At 60.9% G+C, this 16,258-nt stretch carries 14 protein-coding genes; 7 read left to right on the top strand and 7 right to left on the bottom strand.

Going from position 1 to position 16,258, the window contains the following annotated elements; genetic code table 11:
- Nucleotides 1-10: 10 nt before the first annotated feature.
- From JL474_RS00885 to JL474_RS00865, 5 genes are all read left to right on the top strand, one after another.
- The gene (locus tag JL474_RS00885) at nt 11-1,126 is read left to right on the top strand and encodes a 5-(carboxyamino)imidazole ribonucleotide synthase (protein WP_203140604.1); all 1,116 of its coding nucleotides are present in this window, start codon (nt 11-13) and stop codon (nt 1,124-1,126) included.
- A 233-nt stretch (nt 1,127-1,359) separates the two neighbouring features.
- Nucleotides 1,360-1,941: a superoxide dismutase [Fe] gene (gene sodB, locus JL474_RS00880; protein WP_123633147.1), complete on the top strand. Its 582-nt coding sequence runs from the start codon at nt 1,360-1,362 to the stop codon at nt 1,939-1,941.
- Nucleotides 1,942-2,344: 403 nt separating this feature from the next.
- Nucleotides 2,345-4,411, top strand: coding sequence for a putative bifunctional diguanylate cyclase/phosphodiesterase (locus tag JL474_RS00875; RefSeq protein ID WP_123633145.1), 2,067 nt, complete (start codon nt 2,345-2,347; stop codon nt 4,409-4,411).
- Nucleotides 4,412-4,426: 15 nt separating this feature from the next.
- Nucleotides 4,427-5,014, top strand: coding sequence for a LemA family protein (locus JL474_RS00870; protein ID WP_123633143.1), 588 nt, complete (start codon nt 4,427-4,429; stop codon nt 5,012-5,014).
- A gap of 30 nt (nt 5,015-5,044) precedes the next feature.
- On the top strand, nt 5,045-7,006 hold the full coding sequence (locus tag JL474_RS00865) for a M48 family metallopeptidase (protein WP_203140603.1): 1,962 nt from the start codon (nt 5,045-5,047) through the stop codon (nt 7,004-7,006).
- 86 nt (nt 7,007-7,092) lie between these two features.
- On the opposite strand, the gene gspD is transcribed toward JL474_RS00865, so the two are convergent.
- The 6 genes from gspD to JL474_RS00835 all read right to left on the bottom strand — a co-directional run bounded on the left by gspD (nt 7,093) and on the right by JL474_RS00835 (nt 13,663).
- Nucleotides 7,093-9,075, bottom strand: coding sequence for a type II secretion system secretin GspD (gspD, locus tag JL474_RS00860; protein WP_203140602.1), 1,983 nt, complete (start codon nt 9,073-9,075; stop codon nt 7,093-7,095).
- Nucleotides 9,076-9,177: 102 nt separating this feature from the next.
- Complete coding sequence (locus tag JL474_RS00855; protein ID WP_203140601.1) at nt 9,178-10,023, bottom strand: type II secretion system protein N; 846 nt, start codon at nt 10,021-10,023, stop codon at nt 9,178-9,180.
- A gap of 3 nt (nt 10,024-10,026) precedes the next feature.
- Nucleotides 10,027-10,815, bottom strand: a complete 789-nt coding sequence (gspN, locus tag JL474_RS00850) for a type II secretion system protein N (protein ID WP_203140600.1) — start codon at nt 10,813-10,815, stop codon at nt 10,027-10,029.
- A 158-nt stretch (nt 10,816-10,973) separates the two neighbouring features.
- Nucleotides 10,974-12,626 (bottom strand): chaperonin GroEL, encoded by a 1,653-nt coding sequence (gene groL / locus JL474_RS00845; RefSeq protein ID WP_123633134.1) that lies wholly within the window; start codon nt 12,624-12,626, stop codon nt 10,974-10,976.
- Nucleotides 12,627-12,697: 71 nt separating this feature from the next.
- Nucleotides 12,698-12,988 (bottom strand): co-chaperone GroES, encoded by a 291-nt coding sequence (gene groES, locus JL474_RS00840; RefSeq protein WP_123633132.1) that lies wholly within the window; start codon nt 12,986-12,988, stop codon nt 12,698-12,700.
- A 168-nt stretch (nt 12,989-13,156) separates the two neighbouring features.
- The gene (locus JL474_RS00835) at nt 13,157-13,663 is read right to left on the bottom strand and encodes an FxsA family protein (protein WP_123633130.1); all 507 of its coding nucleotides are present in this window, start codon (nt 13,661-13,663) and stop codon (nt 13,157-13,159) included.
- Nucleotides 13,664-13,796: 133 nt separating this feature from the next.
- On the opposite strand from JL474_RS00835, the gene JL474_RS00830 reads away from it, so the two are divergent.
- Entirely contained in the window at nt 13,797-14,558 is a 762-nt protein-coding gene (locus JL474_RS00830; protein WP_203140599.1) for an SDR family oxidoreductase, read from the top strand.
- Nucleotides 14,542-14,871 carry an MGMT family protein gene (locus JL474_RS00825; RefSeq protein WP_203140598.1) on the top strand — a complete coding sequence of 110 codons (330 nt, stop codon included), beginning with the start codon at nt 14,542-14,544 and terminating at the stop codon, nt 14,869-14,871. The genes JL474_RS00830 and JL474_RS00825 overlap by 17 nt, the downstream gene beginning before the upstream one ends.
- A gap of 1 nt (nt 14,872) precedes the next feature.
- On the opposite strand, the gene JL474_RS00820 is transcribed toward JL474_RS00825, so the two are convergent.
- A complete protein-coding gene (locus tag JL474_RS00820; RefSeq protein ID WP_407944037.1) occupies nt 14,873-16,252 on the bottom strand; it encodes an AmpG family muropeptide MFS transporter in 1,380 nt (459 codons plus the stop codon).
- Nucleotides 16,253-16,258: the final 6 nt, after the last annotated feature.

Here is a 16,258-nt window from a genome sequence, read left to right as displayed (position 1 = left end):
GGAGTATCACATGCGAATTGGTGTATTAGGCGCCGGTCAACTCGGGCGAATGCTCGCCCTCGCCGGTTACCCGCTGGCCAACGATTTCGTCTTCTATGACATGTCCGGCAACCCCAGCGCCGGGCTGGGCGAAGTCATCATCGACCGCAACAACGAATTTCTGAAAGACTTTCTGTCCCGCGTGGATCGGGTGACCTACGAGTTTGAGCACCTACCGGTGGAGGTCGCCCAGATCATTGCGCGTGAAAAGCCCGTCTATCCCTCGCCTCGCGCGCTGCAGGTCTGCCAGAACCGGGAAGCGGAAAAGACCCTGTTTGGCAGCCTGGGCATCCCGACTCCGGAATGGCGCATCGCCGAGAATGCCGAGCAGCTGCGCAAGGCCGCAAGCGAGCTGGGCTGCCCGGTGGTCGCCAAGTCCAATACCGAAGGTTACGACGGCAAGGGGCAAGCCGTCCTGCGTTCGCCGGAAGACGCCGCAGAAGCCTGGCAGTCCATCAACCATGACAAGCTGATCGTCGAGAAATTCGTCGATTTCCAGCGTGAAGTCTCCATCATTGCCGTGCGCGGCGAAGACGGTGAACTGGCTTTCTACCCGATGGCGGAAAACGTCCATCACGACGGCATCCTGCGCTATTCCATTGCACCGGCACCCGGCCTGCGCCCGGAAGTCCGGGACGATGCCGAGCGCTACATCCGCATGCTCCTGAACGAGCTCGACTATGTCGGCGTGCTGGCACTGGAGCTGTTTGAAACGGCGGATGGGCTGGTGGCCAACGAAATGGCACCACGGGTCCATAATTCCGGGCACTGGACCATGGAAGGGGCTGTCACCAGCCAGTTCGAAAACCACATCCGCGCGGTGACCGGCATGCCGCTGGGCGATACCAGCGCCCGGGGCGTCAGCTGCATGGTGAATATCATCGGCAGCCACGGCGAGATTCGCGATATCCTGCGCCTGCCCTATACCCACCTGCACCTTTACAACAAGCTTGAGCGTTCCGGACGCAAGCTGGGCCACATTAACGTGCTGGCCGACAGCTATGAAGAACTGGTCTGGCGCGTCAAGAACTGCGCCTGCTTCCTGCCGGGTGCGCCCGAGCTGGACTGCTCGCTGACCCGCGGCTGAAGCCTCCTTCCCGGGCGCCTGCTTCGCAGCGCCCGGGTCGGCTTTATTCCCTTCCCCTTGAAAAAACATCCGCGGCCCCAACATCTTGCGACGTGGATTCGCCCCATCCAGGGTGTTAAGCTCTGCATACCCCATGTGACGAGATGTAACGTCATCTGACCGCTGGGGCACGTCCCCAGAGCTGTTCACATCACATCAATACTGTTGAGAGAAGATACAAGGGAGACCTTCCAATGGCATTCGAACTTCCAGCACTGCCTTACGAAAAGAACGCACTTGAACCGCACATCTCTCAGGAAACCCTGGAATACCATTACGGCAAGCACCACCAGACATACGTCACCAAGCTGAACGGCATGGTCGAAGGTACCGACAATGCCAACAAATCCCTGGAAGACATCATCAAGACGGCCGGTCCGGGCGGCCTGTTCAACAACGCAGCCCAGGTCTGGAACCACACGTTCTACTGGAACTGCCTGAGCCCGAACGGCGGTGGCGAACCGACCGGTGCAGCGGCAGACGCCATCAACAAGGCCTTCGGCTCTTTTGACGCCTTCAAGAAAGAATTCAATGAAAAAGCCGCCGGCAACTTCGGATCTGGCTGGACCTGGCTGGTCAAGAAGACCGACGGCAGCGTTGCCATCGTCAACACCGACGACGCCGGCACACCGCTGACCACCGACGACAAGCCGGTCCTGACCGTCGATGTGTGGGAGCACGCCTACTACATCGATTACCGGAATTCACGTCCGAACTATCTGGAAGCCTTCTGGAACCTGGTCAACTGGGATTTCGTAAACGAAAACCTGGGCTGATCCCACGAAGGGAACCAGTCTGTATCCGATCCGGACACTGGATCGATCAACGCCCGCTCCTTGAGCGGGCGTTTTTTGTTGCAAACCTTTACCCGTTGAAACTGGACTTTGTCCGCCCATACAGCTATTTAACTAGGGGTGGGACATCGTATGCACGGCGGGATCCAACTCGACGCCCGGCTTTATCCACCCGTCATACCGAAGCCCATCATTCGCCGGCCGCCCATAACGATCATAATGCGGCCACCTGCACAGGACGTAACGCGACAAGCCCCGTGGCGCGACAGGAAGTCGTTCACCCAGGTTCGTCTCATCGCTACCTGACGTCTCGGCACCAGTGCCGATGAGGCAAAAATCGAGGATCACCGGAACATCTGTCCGGGGGTTCCCTAAGCGCTGGATAATGACTAGACAGTTTCAGTTTGAACACCGACTCGGCTATCGCATTCTTCGCTGGGTACTGCTGATTGCGCTGCTGAGCGGTATCGTGTTGAGCACGACCCAGATCATCGTCGATGCCAATCGCGTATCCGATGAACTGGACCAGCAGGCCCACCAGACCCTGGCACTGGTCCGCGATGCCGCCAGCCAGGCGGTTTACAGTATTGACGAGGACCTGGCCCAGCAAGTGGTCGATGGGCTGTTCGAACAGCAGGCGGTCCGTTTTGCCCAGATCATGCACCCCGACGGTGAAGTGCTGGCCCGTAGCACCCGCGACCTGCTACCGGCGGACTACCGCCCCCTGACCGATCGCATCTTTTCCGCTGAACGTCATTATCGCGTGCCCCTGACCCGCGGTGCCGACGATCCGGTCATCTACGGTTACCTGGAAGTCAGTTACGACACCGCCTACTCCGCGGCCTCCTGGCTCGAACGCGCCACCCTGACCTTCCTGTCCGGCATTGCCCGGGCCATCGTCCTGAGCCTGGTGCTGTTTGCCGTTTTCCATATCCTGCTGACCCGCCCCCTGTTCCGGATCATCAGCTCGATTTCGCGGGTTAACCCCGACAACCCCGGCGGCACGCTCCTGGACATGCCGCGGGGTCATCGAAACGACGAACTGGGTCTTTGGGTAAACGCCACCAACAACCTGCTGGTGGCCATCACCGAGAACCAGGAGAAACAGGCGGAAGCCGAGGCCCGGGTCAATCGCCTGTCCCGCTACGACAAACTCACCGGCCTGCCCAACCGGGAACTGTTCCTGGTTATGCTCAGCAACGCCCTGGAAGAACACCGACGCAACGACCAGACCCTGGCTGCGTTCTGTTTCGGCATTGACGACTTCAAGAGCATCAACGAGCAGCATGGTTACCACATGGGCGACCAGCTGCTGCAAACCATCGCCGATCGCCTCGGCGGCGACGGTCCCAATGGCCCGTTAATCACTGCGCGCCTGGGGAGCGACCAGTTTGTCGTGGTTGAGCAGCACCTGCGTGATGGCTACCAGTGCGCCGCCACGTCGGAATGGCTGCTCAACGAAATCAACGCGCCCATTCGCCTGGCCGGTCGCGATGTCTCGGCCACGGCCACCATCGGTATCGCCCTGTTCCCGGACGATGCCGAACACAGCGAACAACTGCTCCAGCGCGCCGAGCAGACCATGACGCTGGCCAAAGCCGGCGGCGGCAACCAGTTCCAGTTCTATGTAGCCAGCGTCGACCAGGAAATCCGTGACCGAAAGCGGCTGGAGAAGGAGCTTCACCAGGCCCTGGTGGAAAATCAGTTCCACCTCGTCTACCAGCCCCAGATCAACCTGGAAACGCGCCGCGTCATTGGCGCCGAGGCCCTGCTGCGCTGGGAACACCCCGTCCACGGCCTGATCCCGCCAGATCACTTCATTCCGCTGGCGGAACTGAGCGGCTCCATCGTGGAAATCGGCAGCTGGGTCCTGGACGAAGCCTGCGCCCAGGCGGCGCTCTGGTCCAGTGAAGGCATGCCGATCCGGATTGCCGTCAACCTGTCAGCCGTGCAACTTCGCCAGGACGACATCGTCGAGACCGTACTCAAGACCCTCAAACGGCACGCCATTCCTCCTGGCCGGCTGGAGCTTGAGGTGACCGAGACCGGCTTTATGGAGAACCTGGACAGCGCCGTGGAAAAGCTGGTGCAACTGCGTAATGAGGGGATCAATATTGCGGTGGACGACTTCGGCACAGGCTATTCCTCGCTCACCTACCTCAAGCGATTGCCGGTGCAGCACCTCAAGATTGACAAGCAGTTTATTCACGACCTGCTGGTCAACGAGGAAGACACCCGCATTGCCAATACCATCATCGACCTGGGCAAGAGCCTGAACCTGGACGTCATCGCCGAAGGTGTGGAAACCGAAGAGCAGGAATTCTACCTTCACAACCGCGGCTGCCAGCTGGCCCAGGGCTACTTTTTCAGCAAGCCGCTGAAACCGGACGATTTCGCAAGCTTTGTGGTGGCGTTCCACCGTAAAATCACCGCCAATTCAACTGAAAACTGACGACAAGGACCTTTCATGACGACAACGCTGATCGGCCTGGCGGTCATCGCCGCCGTGGTTATTCTGATCGTATCCATCTACAACCGGCTGGTCTCCCTCCGCAATCGTTTCAAGAACGGCTTTGCCCAGATCGACGTCCAGCTCCAGCGACGTCACGATCTGATCCCCAACCTGGTGGAAGCGGCCAAGGCCTACCTGTCCCACGAGCGCAACACCCTGACTGAAGTCATGGAGGCGCGAAACAACGCCGTGAGCGCCCAGAAGGACGCCGCCGGCGACCCGGCCGACGGCCAGAAGATCCAGAAGCTGTCGTCTGCCGAGAACATGCTGTCCCGCGCCCTGGCCAACTTCTACGCGGTGGCGGAGAACTACCCTGAGCTGAAAGCCAATGAAACCATCCAGCAACTGATGGAAGAGCTGTCCAGCACCGAGAATCGTGTGGCCTTCTCCCGTCAGGCCTATAACGATGAAGTGATGTTCTACAACACCTTCCGGGAGAAATTCCCCAACAACATCATTGCCGGCCTGTTTGCCTTCAAACCGTCCGAGCAGCTGCAACTGGAAAATCCGGAAGCCCGCCAGGCACCGAAAGTCAGCTTCTGATTCCGGGCACACTGACCCGGCAACGACCTTATGGCCAAACTTGGATTCTTCGAGCGCCAGGAGCGCGCGCGGCGTAACACCACGCTGCTCGTGTTCCTGTTTACGGCAGCCGTCCTGCTGATCACCCTGGTGGTCGATCTGGTCGGCTATCTGGTGACCCGCAATGTCGAGCCCACCGCCCACTTCGGCGTCTGGCTGACATCCGAGCAGGGCATCTTCACATCCATCGCGGTCGTCGCCGTGATCGGGCTGGGATCACTGATCCGCTGGATTGACCTGGCCGGCGGCGGCGAGCGGGTGGCCCGGATGGTGGGCGCCCGACTTCTTGATCCCTCAAGTCAGGACCCCCAGGAACGCCAGCTTCGGAACGTGGTGGAGGAGATGGCGATTGCCAGTGGCGTGCCGGTTCCCGATCTCTACGTGATGGATAACGAAACCGCCATTAACGCGTTCGTCGCCGGGTATTCTCCGGGCGAAGCCGTCATGGTGGTGACGCACGGCACCCTCACCCAGTTGAACCGGGACGAACTGCAGGGCGTGGTGGGCCACGAATTCAGCCACATCCTCAATTCCGACATGCGCATCAACGTGCGGCTGATCGCCCTGTTGGCCGGCATTCTGATGATTGGCCAGATCGGTCAGTTCCTGCTGGGCAGCGCTGGTCGACGCCGCTATTACAGCTCCCGCGACAACAAAAGCCAGGGGCTGGCCATCGGCCTCGGACTCGCTCTGATGCTCGTGGGCTACATCGGACTGTTCTTCGGACGCCTGATCCAGGCCGCCATCTCGCGGCAGCGGGAAATGCTGGCCGACGCCTCCTCGGTGCAGTTCACCCGCAACCCCGAAGGCATTGCCAGCGCGCTCTATCGTATCGGCGAGTCGAGCAGTTATTTCCAGTCCACCGGCCACGCCAGCGACGTCAACCACATGTGTTTTTCGGAATCGGTGCGCATGCGCTTCGCGGGCTGGCTCGCCTCACACCCGCCGCTGGAAGACCGGATCAACGCCATTGGCCCGGGACTGCTGGCGCGCTTCCGCAACCGCCGCCGGGACGATGTCCGGCAGGCTCGGCCGACGGTTGAGGACGCCGCCCGGGGTTCCCTGTTCCGCGATGGCCTGCAGGACGTGGTCGCACCCCTGGCCGGACGTCACACCACGCCGGTGGCCCCACACACCCGGCTGTCCGATAGCGCAGGCGTCGTGACGACCGCCAACGAGGAATACGCCCAGCAGCTGCTGCGCCAACTACCGGACAATGCCCGCACACTGCTCTACACCCGAACCGGTGCGGTGCAGTATTGCTACAGCCTGATATTCCACAGCATGTCCGCGGAAGAGCGGGAACAGGCCCTCTCCGGGCTCCGTGAAGCGCGCGGCGTGCTCGGGTTTGATCCGGCATTGATTGAACGCTTCTACCCCACCCTTGATCAGCTTGGTGAAGCCATCCGACTGCCGGCGCTGGAACTGGCCATGCCGGCCCTGCGCAAGCTCGATCCGGAAGAGCGACGCGGTCTGGAAAAGGTCCTGACTCACCTGGTCCGAGCGGACGGACGGGTCACCCTGTTCGAGTTCGCTCTGCTGAGCTTCATCCATCGCCACCTGTCCCCGGCCGGACGACGTGCCGACAAGGTGCGCTTCCGCCGGTTTGCCGATGTGGCTGACAGCCTGGGGATTCTTCTGAGTCTCGCGGCACGTTCGGCCACAGAATCGCCGGAAGAGGCGCAGAAATGCTACTCAGAGGCAGTTGCCGGCTTTGAAGGGCGAACCGTGGATCTGGGGCCGCTCAGGGACAAGGTCTCGTCACGGGCGTTACAGGAGGCCCTGATACGGCTGCGCGCCCTGTCGCCGATGCTGAAGCCGGCGATTATCGACGCCTGCGGCCACTGCATCCTGCGGGACAACCAGGTGGTGGTCAGGGAATATGAAATCCTGCGGCTGGTCGCGGATCAGTTGGACTGCCCGATGCCGCCACTGCCCGTGGCGGCAGCCTAGTCGCCCGCTTATTCCTCGGGGCATCGCTCACGGCAAAAAGAAAGGCCGGCAAATGCCGGCCTTTCTTATGGACTGCGCCCCTCCCCTTACTGGGATGGCTGCGACTCGAAGTACTGCGGCTGCAACCGATTACGCTCAAACAGGGTATCGATCGGCGGTCGCTTGGTATTCTCCGGGATCTTGTGTCCCAACTTCTTGCTCAGCCCCAGGTTGATGTTCCAGAGCCCCTGATACTTCTCGTCGGTGATGGTGGCCACATCGCCCTTGGCCAGGATGATCTTGGGCCGCAGAAACACCAGCAGGTTGCGCTTGATCTTGTTCTCCGACTCAGAGCGGAACAGGGCGCCAATGTAGGGAATATCCCCCAGGAACGGCACCTTGCTCTTGGTGATGCTGTAGTCTTCCCGGATCAGGCCGCCCAGCACGATGGTCTCGCCATCGTCCGCCAGGACCGTGGTCTTGATCTGACGCTTGTTGGTGACCAGGTCCGAGGCGGATTCGACGCTATCGGCAATGTTCTCGGTGGTCTGCTCCACGATCAGCTTGACCAGACCGTCCTCGCTGATCGTCGGCGTGACCTTCAGCGTCAGCCCCACGTCACGCCGCTCGATGGTCTGGTACGGGTTCGACACCCCGTCACTGGTGGTGGTGGTCGAGCCGGTTACGAACGGAACGTTCTGACCCACGACAATCTCGGATTCCTGATTATCCAGGGTGATAATACTCGGCGTGGACAGCAGATTGGCGGCGGTCGAGCTGGACAACGCCTGAATCAGCAGGCCCCAGGTAATGCCGTTCTCGTTGCGTTCGCCGAAGCCGAGCGACATACCGCCGGTGGCCGGTGAAATCACCTCATTACTGGCGATGGCCCCAATGATGTCGCTCAAGCTCAGCCCGACATTGCCGAAGTTGGTGCCCGCTACCGGCGTCGAGCCGCTGCCTTCATCACCCACGGCAAACTGTACGCCCACGTCCTTACCCAGTTCATCACTGATCTCGACAATGGCCGCCTCAATCAGCACCTGGGCACGCCGGACATCCAGCGCGTTCACGATGGTATCCACTTCCTGCATGATGGACGGCTCACCGCGGACCACCAGTGCGTTAAGACCTTCGTCGGCAAAGATGGCAAAGCCGGTGTTTCCACCCGAGCTACTGCCGCTACTGGACTGGCCCTGCTGACTTTCCTTGGCCACTTCGCCCATGACGCCCTTGAGAATTTCAGCCAGTGACTTGGCGTCCGCGTGCTTGAGGCGGATCACTTTCGTGGTGCCACCGGAGGCCGACGGCTGGTCCAGCTTGTGGATCAGCTCGCGCATTTTCTTGCGGAAGTTTTCGTCGCCGCGCAGGATCAGCCGGTTGCTGCGCTCGTCCGCGGTGACGCTGTATTTGTTGGCGGCATCGTTAGCCTGCTTACCCAGCTCCGAGGGCGCCAATTCCTGCAGCAGGCGCACCATGTCGCCCACCCAGGCTTCCTTCAGCTGGATGACCTCCACCTCATACTTCGACGGGCTGTCCAGTTCCTTGACGATCTGTTCAATGCGATGCACGTTCGCCGAATGATCGCTGACGATCAGCGCATTGGCTGCCGCCACACCGGCCAGGTGCCCGTACTTGGCCACCAGCGGCCGCAGGATGGGCACCAGCTCCAGGGCGTTGGCGTTGTTGACCTGAATGACCTTGGTGATCAGTTGCTCGGAGGGAATGGTGTCGAAGCGCTTCAGGGACTCCGCAGACTGCTTGGCGTCCACCTGCTGGACGATCTTGATGACCTCTTCGCCGGGTATCGCCGTAAAGCCGTGAACTTGCAGCACCGCCAGGAACAGGTCGTAAATCTCGTCCTTGTTCATGGGCGCCGAGGACAGGACGGTAACCTTGCCCTTGACCCGTGGGTCGACCACGAAGCTGTAACCGGTGATATCAGCAATCTGCGTGACGAAGGCGCGTATGTCCGCATCCTTGAGGTTGAGCTTCCAGGTGCCCTCTTCCTGGGCATGGGCCATCATGCTCAGCGGGAGAAGCAAAGCCAGAACCAGAGCCCGGATCAATGGCGTGTTCAGATTAGTCATGCAGTGCTGGTTTCCTGTAACTGAGAAACTGACGGAAAGCACACCGGCCTTCCTTTTTATAATCGTTGTACTCTAAGACCGCCGCCAGCGGTGACAACATCCTTATTGGGGCAACGCGTAGTTTACGGTAAAACTGGCGCCATCCCGCATCACTTCCACTTGTATCTGTGGCTGGTTCCGCCAGTCCTCGAGCAATTGCCGATCCTGCTCGATATCCCCCAGCGGCTGACCGTTGATGGCTGTAATGACATCGCCTTCTTTCAGGTTCAGTGCGGACAACATCGGGTTGGAACCGTCATAAACGTATCCCTGCTGGCTGCCGGAGGCCACGGGTTTGAGTCCGTAACGCTGCAGCGCCGCATCGCCTTCGGCGGCCAGCTGGGCCTGAGCGTCCTCCACAAAGGCCTCGGGAGACATCCCGCGCGTCTCGTCCTGAACCTCCGATACCATACCCTCAGCGTCGCCGTCTTCAAAGGCCAGCGACTCCACTTCTCCGTTTCGTCGGATCAGGATGCGCAGTGGGTCGACTTCCACCAACTCGATATCGCCGGGCATCACGTCACCGACGCGATAATAAGCCGTTGAGCCATCCGTTCCTGAAACTATAGCACCGGACTCTTCGGATCGCGCCGCTACCATGACGCCTTCCAGGTGCATACGCAGATTGGTCTCCGGCGCGGTTTGCTTGACCGCTTCCGCCACCGGCGCGCCCACCGGAGGCCGGCCGAAGAGATCATAGGCTGCCAGTGGCGTCTGCTCCACGGCCGAATCCAGAGACGCCGCGTTTGCCGAGGCGGAGGGCCCGGCCATGACCGGATCCTGCCAGGCAATCATCCAGGTCAGACGCCCCATCACCCAGGCGAAATAGATCACCAGCCCGATCAGCAGCAGGTTCGCCACCCACCGCGGTAGACGCCCGAATGGCGTTGTGAATGTCACCGATGCCATACCCTATCCCGCTGGCAGCACGCGCTGCCTCACGCTGAAAACCACATCACCCGGCGCCGCGTTGCCCGACCAGGGTTGATTCACCAGGTCCAGCAGGCGCCGATAGAGCTGGATCTGCATCATGCCATCGGGCTGGACCTGGGCGGAAATGACCGGGTCCGGGCTTTTTGCGCTGCTGATATCCAGTGCAATCCGACCCTGATCGCGATCCAGCAGGGCCTGCATAGGCGGCAACACCGCCCGCTCCCGCGAGGCGCCCATCGGCCAGCTCACCTCGCCGCCGGGCCAGCTTGCACGACCAGACAGGGCCTGCAGGGCACCGTCGGTCGCCGCCAGCGAGAACCGGTCGATGGTGACATCGCCCTGTATGATCGCGCCACCGCTACGCTGAATCTCGCGGCTGAACTCGGGAATGTTGATACGGCCGTCGGCCGAGAGGGCCATGGCATTGATACCGGTGAGGTGGAACTGACCCTGGAGGTGGGATCGTGGCGTGCGCAGCTGCCAGCCCAGAGGCAGGAAGTGACCGTTCTCCATGAGGCCTTCGAGGTGCCAGCCCGCCTGCAGGGAGTGCCCCATCACCTGGGCCTGGACCTGGCCATTCCAAAGCTGACCGGAGACTTGCTCGATCGCCACGCCGGGCGGCAAGGGGACCGAATCACGACACAGATGCCAGACCCATCCCGCCGGTAACCAGAAAATCAGGGCGGCCAGGTAAACCACGATTCCCAGCAGGGTCAGCATGACCACTTTTCCGGGTCGCAGGAAGGGTGAATCCAAAGTCTCGGCCATAGGGTGTCAGGGCATGTATGGGCGCGGAATCGCGCGAATTTTCCGGAGTCTAACAAACCCCCTGTACAAGTGCATGACACAGTCCAAAAAAAAGGCCCCGCGTCGAAACGCGGGGCCTTTTTTGACCGGGAACGGTCGGGGTATTGAACGGGGCCGGCTTACATCATGCCGCCCATGCCGCCCATACCACCCATGCCGCCCATATCCGGCATGCCGCCACCGGCTTTCTCGTCTTCCGGCTCGTCCGTCACCATCGCTTCGGTGGTGATCATCAGACCGGCAACGGAAGCCGCGGCCTGCAGGGCTGAGCGAGTGACCTTGGCCGGATCCAGGATGCCCATCTCGAGCATGTCACCGTAGCCTTCGGTCGCTGCGTTGTAGCCGAAGCTGCCTTCGCCCTGGCGCACCTTGTCGACCACAACAGACGCTTCACCGCCTGCGTTGGTGACGATCTGGCGCAGCGGCGATTCCATCGCACGACGCAGGATGTTGACGCCCGCCTTCTGCTCTTCGTTTTCAGCCTGGACGCTGTCCAGAGCTTCCAGAGCGCGGATCAGGGTCACGCCACCGCCCGCAACGATGCCTTCTTCAACGGCAGCGCGGGTAGAGTGCAGCGCGTCTTCAACGCGAGCTTTCTTCTCTTTCATTTCCACTTCGGAACCGGCGCCCACCTTGATGACGGCAACACCGCCAGCCAGCTTGGCCACACGTTCCTGCAGCTTCTCCTTGTCGTAGTCGGAGGAGCTTTCTTCGATCTGCTTGCGGATCTGCTCAACGCGCGCTTCGATATCAGCCTGGGCACCGGCGCCATCGATGATGGTGGTGTTTTCCTTGGTGATGTTAACGCGCTTGGCTGTACCCAGATCGTCCAGAGTGGTGTTTTCCAGGGTCAGGCCCACTTCCTCGGAGATCACGGTACCGCCGGACAGGATCGCGATGTCCTGCAGCATTTCCTTGCGGCGGTCACCAAAGCCCGGCGCCTTGACGGCGGCCACTTTGACGATGCCACGCATGTTGTTGACAACCAGGGTCGCCAGCGCTTCGCCTTCGATATCTTCGGCGATGATCATCAGCGGTTTGCCCGCCTTGGCCACGCTTTCCAGCACCGGCAGCAGTTCGCGGATGTTGGAGATCTTCTTGTCGACCAGCAGGATGAACGGGTCATCCAGCTCGGCGGACATGCTGTCCTGGTTGTTGATGAAGTACGGAGACAGGTAGCCGCGGTCGAATTGCATACCTTCAACCACGTCCAGCTCGTCTTCCAGGCCACGGCCTTCCTCAACGGTGATCACGCCTTCTTTACCCACGCGCTCCATGGCGTCGGCGATGATCTTGCCGATGGTTTCGTCGCCGTTGGCGGAGATGGTGCCCACCTGCGCGATGTTACGGCTGTCGTCGCACGGCTTGGCCATGTCACGGATAGACTTGACGGCCGCCTGGGTCGCCTTGTCGATGCCGCGCTTCAGATCCATCGGGTTCATGCCGGCAGCAACGGCCTTCAGACCTTCGTTGACGATGGACTGGGCCAGAACGGTTGCGGTAGTGGTACCATCACCGGCGGTGTCGTTGGTCTGGGAAGCGACTTCCTTGACCATCTGGGCGCCCATGTTCTCGAACTTGTCTTTCAGCTCGATTTCCTTCGCAACGGAAACGCCGTCCTTGGTGACGGTCGGTGCGCCAAAGGACTTGTCCAGAACCACGTTGCGGCCTTTCGGGCCCAAGGTGACCTTAACGGCGTCGGCCAGAATGTTGACGCCTGCAACCATACGCTTGCGGGCTGAATCGCCAAATTTAACGTCTTTAGCTGCCATAGTTGTCTTTCCTGTATTCGTTTATGCGTTAACCAATCTGCAAATGACGTGAGCTAACGAGTCGGCTGGACTCAGCCTTCCAGCACGCCGTAGATTTCGCTTTCGCTCAGGATGAGAAGATCTTCACCGTCGACCTTCACCGTGTTCCCGGCGTACTGACCAAACACCACGGTATCACCGACGTTGACCGCCAGAGCACGGGTCTCGCCATTGTCGAGAACGCGGCCGTTACCCACGGCGATCACTTCGCCCTGGGAGGGCTTTTCCTTGGCGTTGCCCGGCAGGACGATACCACCAGCGGTCTTCTCTTCCTCTTCCTTACGGCGTACGACAACACGATCGTGTAGCGGACGAATTTTCATTGCTCGTATTCTCCAGATAGTCAGATTGTCTTTGGCAATGAGGTTTGCTCAAAACGCCTCGGATTCGTAAGCACCTGTTTTGGCAGGCTCTTCGTCACCCTCAGCAAACTTGTGATCCTTATGTGGGGGTTTGCACCTGCATTTCAACACCCACCCGGGAAAAATTTTTCACTTTTTTTCCAGCGAATCCCGCGTGTCGGAAGGCTTACGCTCTTCCTCGCGACGGTATTCCCCTTCAATGATGTCATCGCCTCCCGGCCGGGCCTGACCGAACGGGTTCTGCCCGCCCATGGTGAAGTGAACACTGCTGCGCGATGAGCCCGCTACCACCATGCGTTTGAGCGCGTAGGAGGCGAACATCTGACGGGTCCAGGGCAACAGACACAGGAAGCCGATCGTATCGGTCACAAAGCCCGGAGTCAGCAGCAGTGCACCACCGACGGCCAGGATCAGCCCCTCGGCCACTTCGCGGGCCGGCAGCTCGCCGCTGTTCAGTCGCTGGTTGGCCTTGAACAATGTCGCCAGTCCCTGCTGGCGTAACAGGGCGGCGCCCACGACGGCGGTCAACAGGACCAGGCCGATGGTGGGCAACACCCCAATGATGCCGCCCACCTTGATCAGGACCACCATCTCGATGATGGGCAGCACAATGAATGCGAAAAACAGGAAACCCATGTATGGCTCCTCAGAAAAATGACTTTGCCAGCCGGGCCCTCAATGACGACGATTGGCCCTCTGGTATACTGCGCTTCGCCTTTTTGACAGCGACAAACAAAGATCAACTCACAACAAACAATTAGGGCACAGCATGAAACTTCAAGATTCCGTGATTGCAATTACCGGCGGCGGCCAGGGTCTGGGCCGTGCCATGGGTGAATACCTGGCCGCGCGCGGCGCCCGTGTGGCGCTGATTGACCTGATTCCGGAAAAGCTGGATGAGGCCGTTAAAGCCTGCAAGGCCGCCGGCGGTGATGCGCGGGCCTACACCTGCAACGTGGCCAGGGAAGAGGAAGTTGAAGCGACGTTTGCCGCGATCGTCGAAGACTTCGGCCAGCTCAACGGTCTGGTCAACAACGCCGGCATCCTGCGCGACGGCATGATGGTCAAGGTCAAGAATGGCGAGATCGAAAAGCGCATGTCCCTGGCCGAATGGCAGGCGGTGATCGATGTGAACCTGACCGGCGTTTTCCTGTGCGGCCGTGAAGCCGCCACCCAGATGATCAAGCACGGTAACCAGGGCGTGATCGTGAACATCAGCAGCATCTCCCGCGCCGGCAACATGGGCCAGAGCAACTACTCCGCCGCCAAGGCCGCCGTGGCCGCGCTCGTGCCGGTCTGGGCCAAGGAGCTGGCGCGCAACGGCATTCGCGTGATGGGCATCGCCCCGGGCTTTATCGAGACCGAAATGGTGGCTTCCATGAAACCGGAAGCGCTGGAGAAGATGACCGCCGGCATTCCGCTCAAGCGTGTGGGCAAGCCGGAAGAAATTGCGTCGGCGGCCGCCTTTATCTTCGAGAACGACTACCTGTCCGGACGCATGATCGAGGTCGACGGTGCCCTCCGCCTCTGAGCCGGACGACGTCTCCCGCGAGCAGATCATCTGGCAGGTGGTCTGTTCGATCCCGCCCGGCTATGTGGCCAGCTACAGCCAGGTGGCCGAGCTGGCCGGCTTCAAGGGACTGGCCCGCTTTGTCGGCCGTGCCATGGGCCAGCTGCCGGAAGGCTCGGACGTGCCCTGGCACCGGGTCCTGAAACAGGATGGGCGTATTGCCTTCCCGCCGGAATCCAACCGCTTCTACTACCAGTCACGCCTGCTCACGGAAGAAGGCGTACTGGTAAAAAACGGGCGTGTGCCCATGGCCCGGTTTCGCTGGCAGCCCTGATTCAGACGGACTGGCGCTCGCCTTCCCCGCTCGTGTCATGGGCGTCGGCCGGCGCCAGGGCGTCCAGCCGTTTCCCCTGTTTCATCATGTAGCCCGCCAGCAGGATGGCGGGCAAGCCCATGACCGCCGAAATCAGGAAGAACTCGCTGTAGCCGTAACCTTCCACCACCAGCCCCGAGAAGCCGCCGATAAACTTACCCGGCAGCGTCATCAGTGAACTGAACAGGGCGTACTGGGTGGCGGTGAACGAGGCGCTGGTCATGCTCGACAACCAGGCAATCAGCGCCACGTTGGCGATCCCGCCGCTCAGGTTGTCCGCACTGACTACCACCGCCAGGGTCCAGATGTCCGGCGGGTACTGGGCAATCAGCATGAACAGCAGGTTGCTGAGCGCGGTCAGGATCGCCCCGGCGAACAGGATGGTGCGCACACCGTAACGCGCCACCAGCAAACCGCCGATACCGGAGCCGAGGATGGTCATCAGGAAGCCGAAGATCTTGGTCACGTCGGCGACGTCGGTCTTCGAGAACCCCATGAACTTGAGATAGAACGGATTGGCCATCACCCCCATGGCGATGTCGCAGATCCGGTAGGTGGCCACCAGCACAAGGATCAGGACAGCCAGCTCCCGGTAGCGCTTGAAAAAATCCATGAAGGGGCCGGCGACCGCGGCGGAAAACCAGCCCGCCAGCCGCGCCAGCTGCGGCGACAGATGAGCCCGTTTGGCAACTTCCTGCTCCACACGATGGGCCAGATCGGCGGCGGCCGCATGATGATTGACCTTCGGCTCGCGCACCACCAGCACGGTGACGATGCCGATACCCACCAGCAGCGCCATCACGTCATAGGCGATCTGCCAGGACCAGAATTGCGCCAGGTAGAGGGCGCCGGCCCCCGCCACCAGCAGGGCCAGGCGATAACCGAAGATATAGGCCGCCGCCAGCGCGGCCTGCAAGCGGGGTTCGGCAATCTCGATCCGGTAGGCATCGAGGGAAACGTCCTGGGTTGCCGACGAGAACGCCACCAGCAAACCGCACCAAGCCATCAATACCGGCGATGCGGCGGCATCCACCCGAGCCATCAGGAACAGCCCCGTGGCAATGCCCACCTGGGCCAGCAACATCCAGCTGCGCCGTTTACCGAACAGCCGGTCCAGCAACGGCAGCGAGACCCGATCCACCACCGGCGCCCAAAACACCTTGATGGAATAGGTAATCCCCAGCCAGCTGAAGAAACCGATGGTCGCCGTATCCACACCGACATCGGCAAGCCGCGCGTTCAGCGTGGAGAAGACCAGCAGGAAAGGCAGACCCGCCGAGAAGCCCAGCAGCAACATGGCCAGGACTTGCCAGCGGGTAAACGTGTAGAGCGCGTCCCGCAGGAAATC

Source organism: Marinobacter mangrovi (assembly GCF_016798325.1).
Taxonomy (GTDB): Bacteria; Pseudomonadota; Gammaproteobacteria; order Pseudomonadales; family Oleiphilaceae; genus Marinobacter_A; species Marinobacter_A mangrovi.
The sequence above is the reverse complement of the archived record's forward strand: the minus strand, read 5'-3'. Positions and strand labels throughout refer to the sequence as shown.

Excerpts from the sequence above, each read along its gene's own strand:
- JL474_RS00885 (WP_203140604.1), top strand. The coding sequence starts at position 11 with ATGCGAATTGGTGTATTAGGCGCCGGTCAACTCGGGCGAATGCTCGCC.
- sodB (WP_123633147.1), top strand. The coding sequence starts at position 1,360 with ATGGCATTCGAACTTCCAGCACTGCCTTACGAAAAGAACGCACTTGAA.
- JL474_RS00875 (WP_123633145.1), top strand. The coding sequence starts at position 2,345 with ATGACTAGACAGTTTCAGTTTGAACACCGACTCGGCTATCGCATTCTT.
- JL474_RS00870 (WP_123633143.1), top strand. The coding sequence starts at position 4,427 with ATGACGACAACGCTGATCGGCCTGGCGGTCATCGCCGCCGTGGTTATT.
- JL474_RS00865 (WP_203140603.1), top strand. The coding sequence starts at position 5,045 with ATGGCCAAACTTGGATTCTTCGAGCGCCAGGAGCGCGCGCGGCGTAAC.
- gspD (WP_203140602.1), bottom strand. The coding sequence starts at position 9,075 with ATGACTAATCTGAACACGCCATTGATCCGGGCTCTGGTTCTGGCTTTG.
- JL474_RS00855 (WP_203140601.1), bottom strand. The coding sequence starts at position 10,023 with ATGGCATCGGTGACATTCACAACGCCATTCGGGCGTCTACCGCGGTGG.
- gspN (WP_203140600.1), bottom strand. The coding sequence starts at position 10,815 with ATGGCCGAGACTTTGGATTCACCCTTCCTGCGACCCGGAAAAGTGGTC.
- groL (WP_123633134.1), bottom strand. The coding sequence starts at position 12,626 with ATGGCAGCTAAAGACGTTAAATTTGGCGATTCAGCCCGCAAGCGTATG.
- groES (WP_123633132.1), bottom strand. The coding sequence starts at position 12,988 with ATGAAAATTCGTCCGCTACACGATCGTGTTGTCGTACGCCGTAAGGAA.
- JL474_RS00835 (WP_123633130.1), bottom strand. The coding sequence starts at position 13,663 with ATGGGTTTCCTGTTTTTCGCATTCATTGTGCTGCCCATCATCGAGATG.
- JL474_RS00830 (WP_203140599.1), top strand. The coding sequence starts at position 13,797 with ATGAAACTTCAAGATTCCGTGATTGCAATTACCGGCGGCGGCCAGGGT.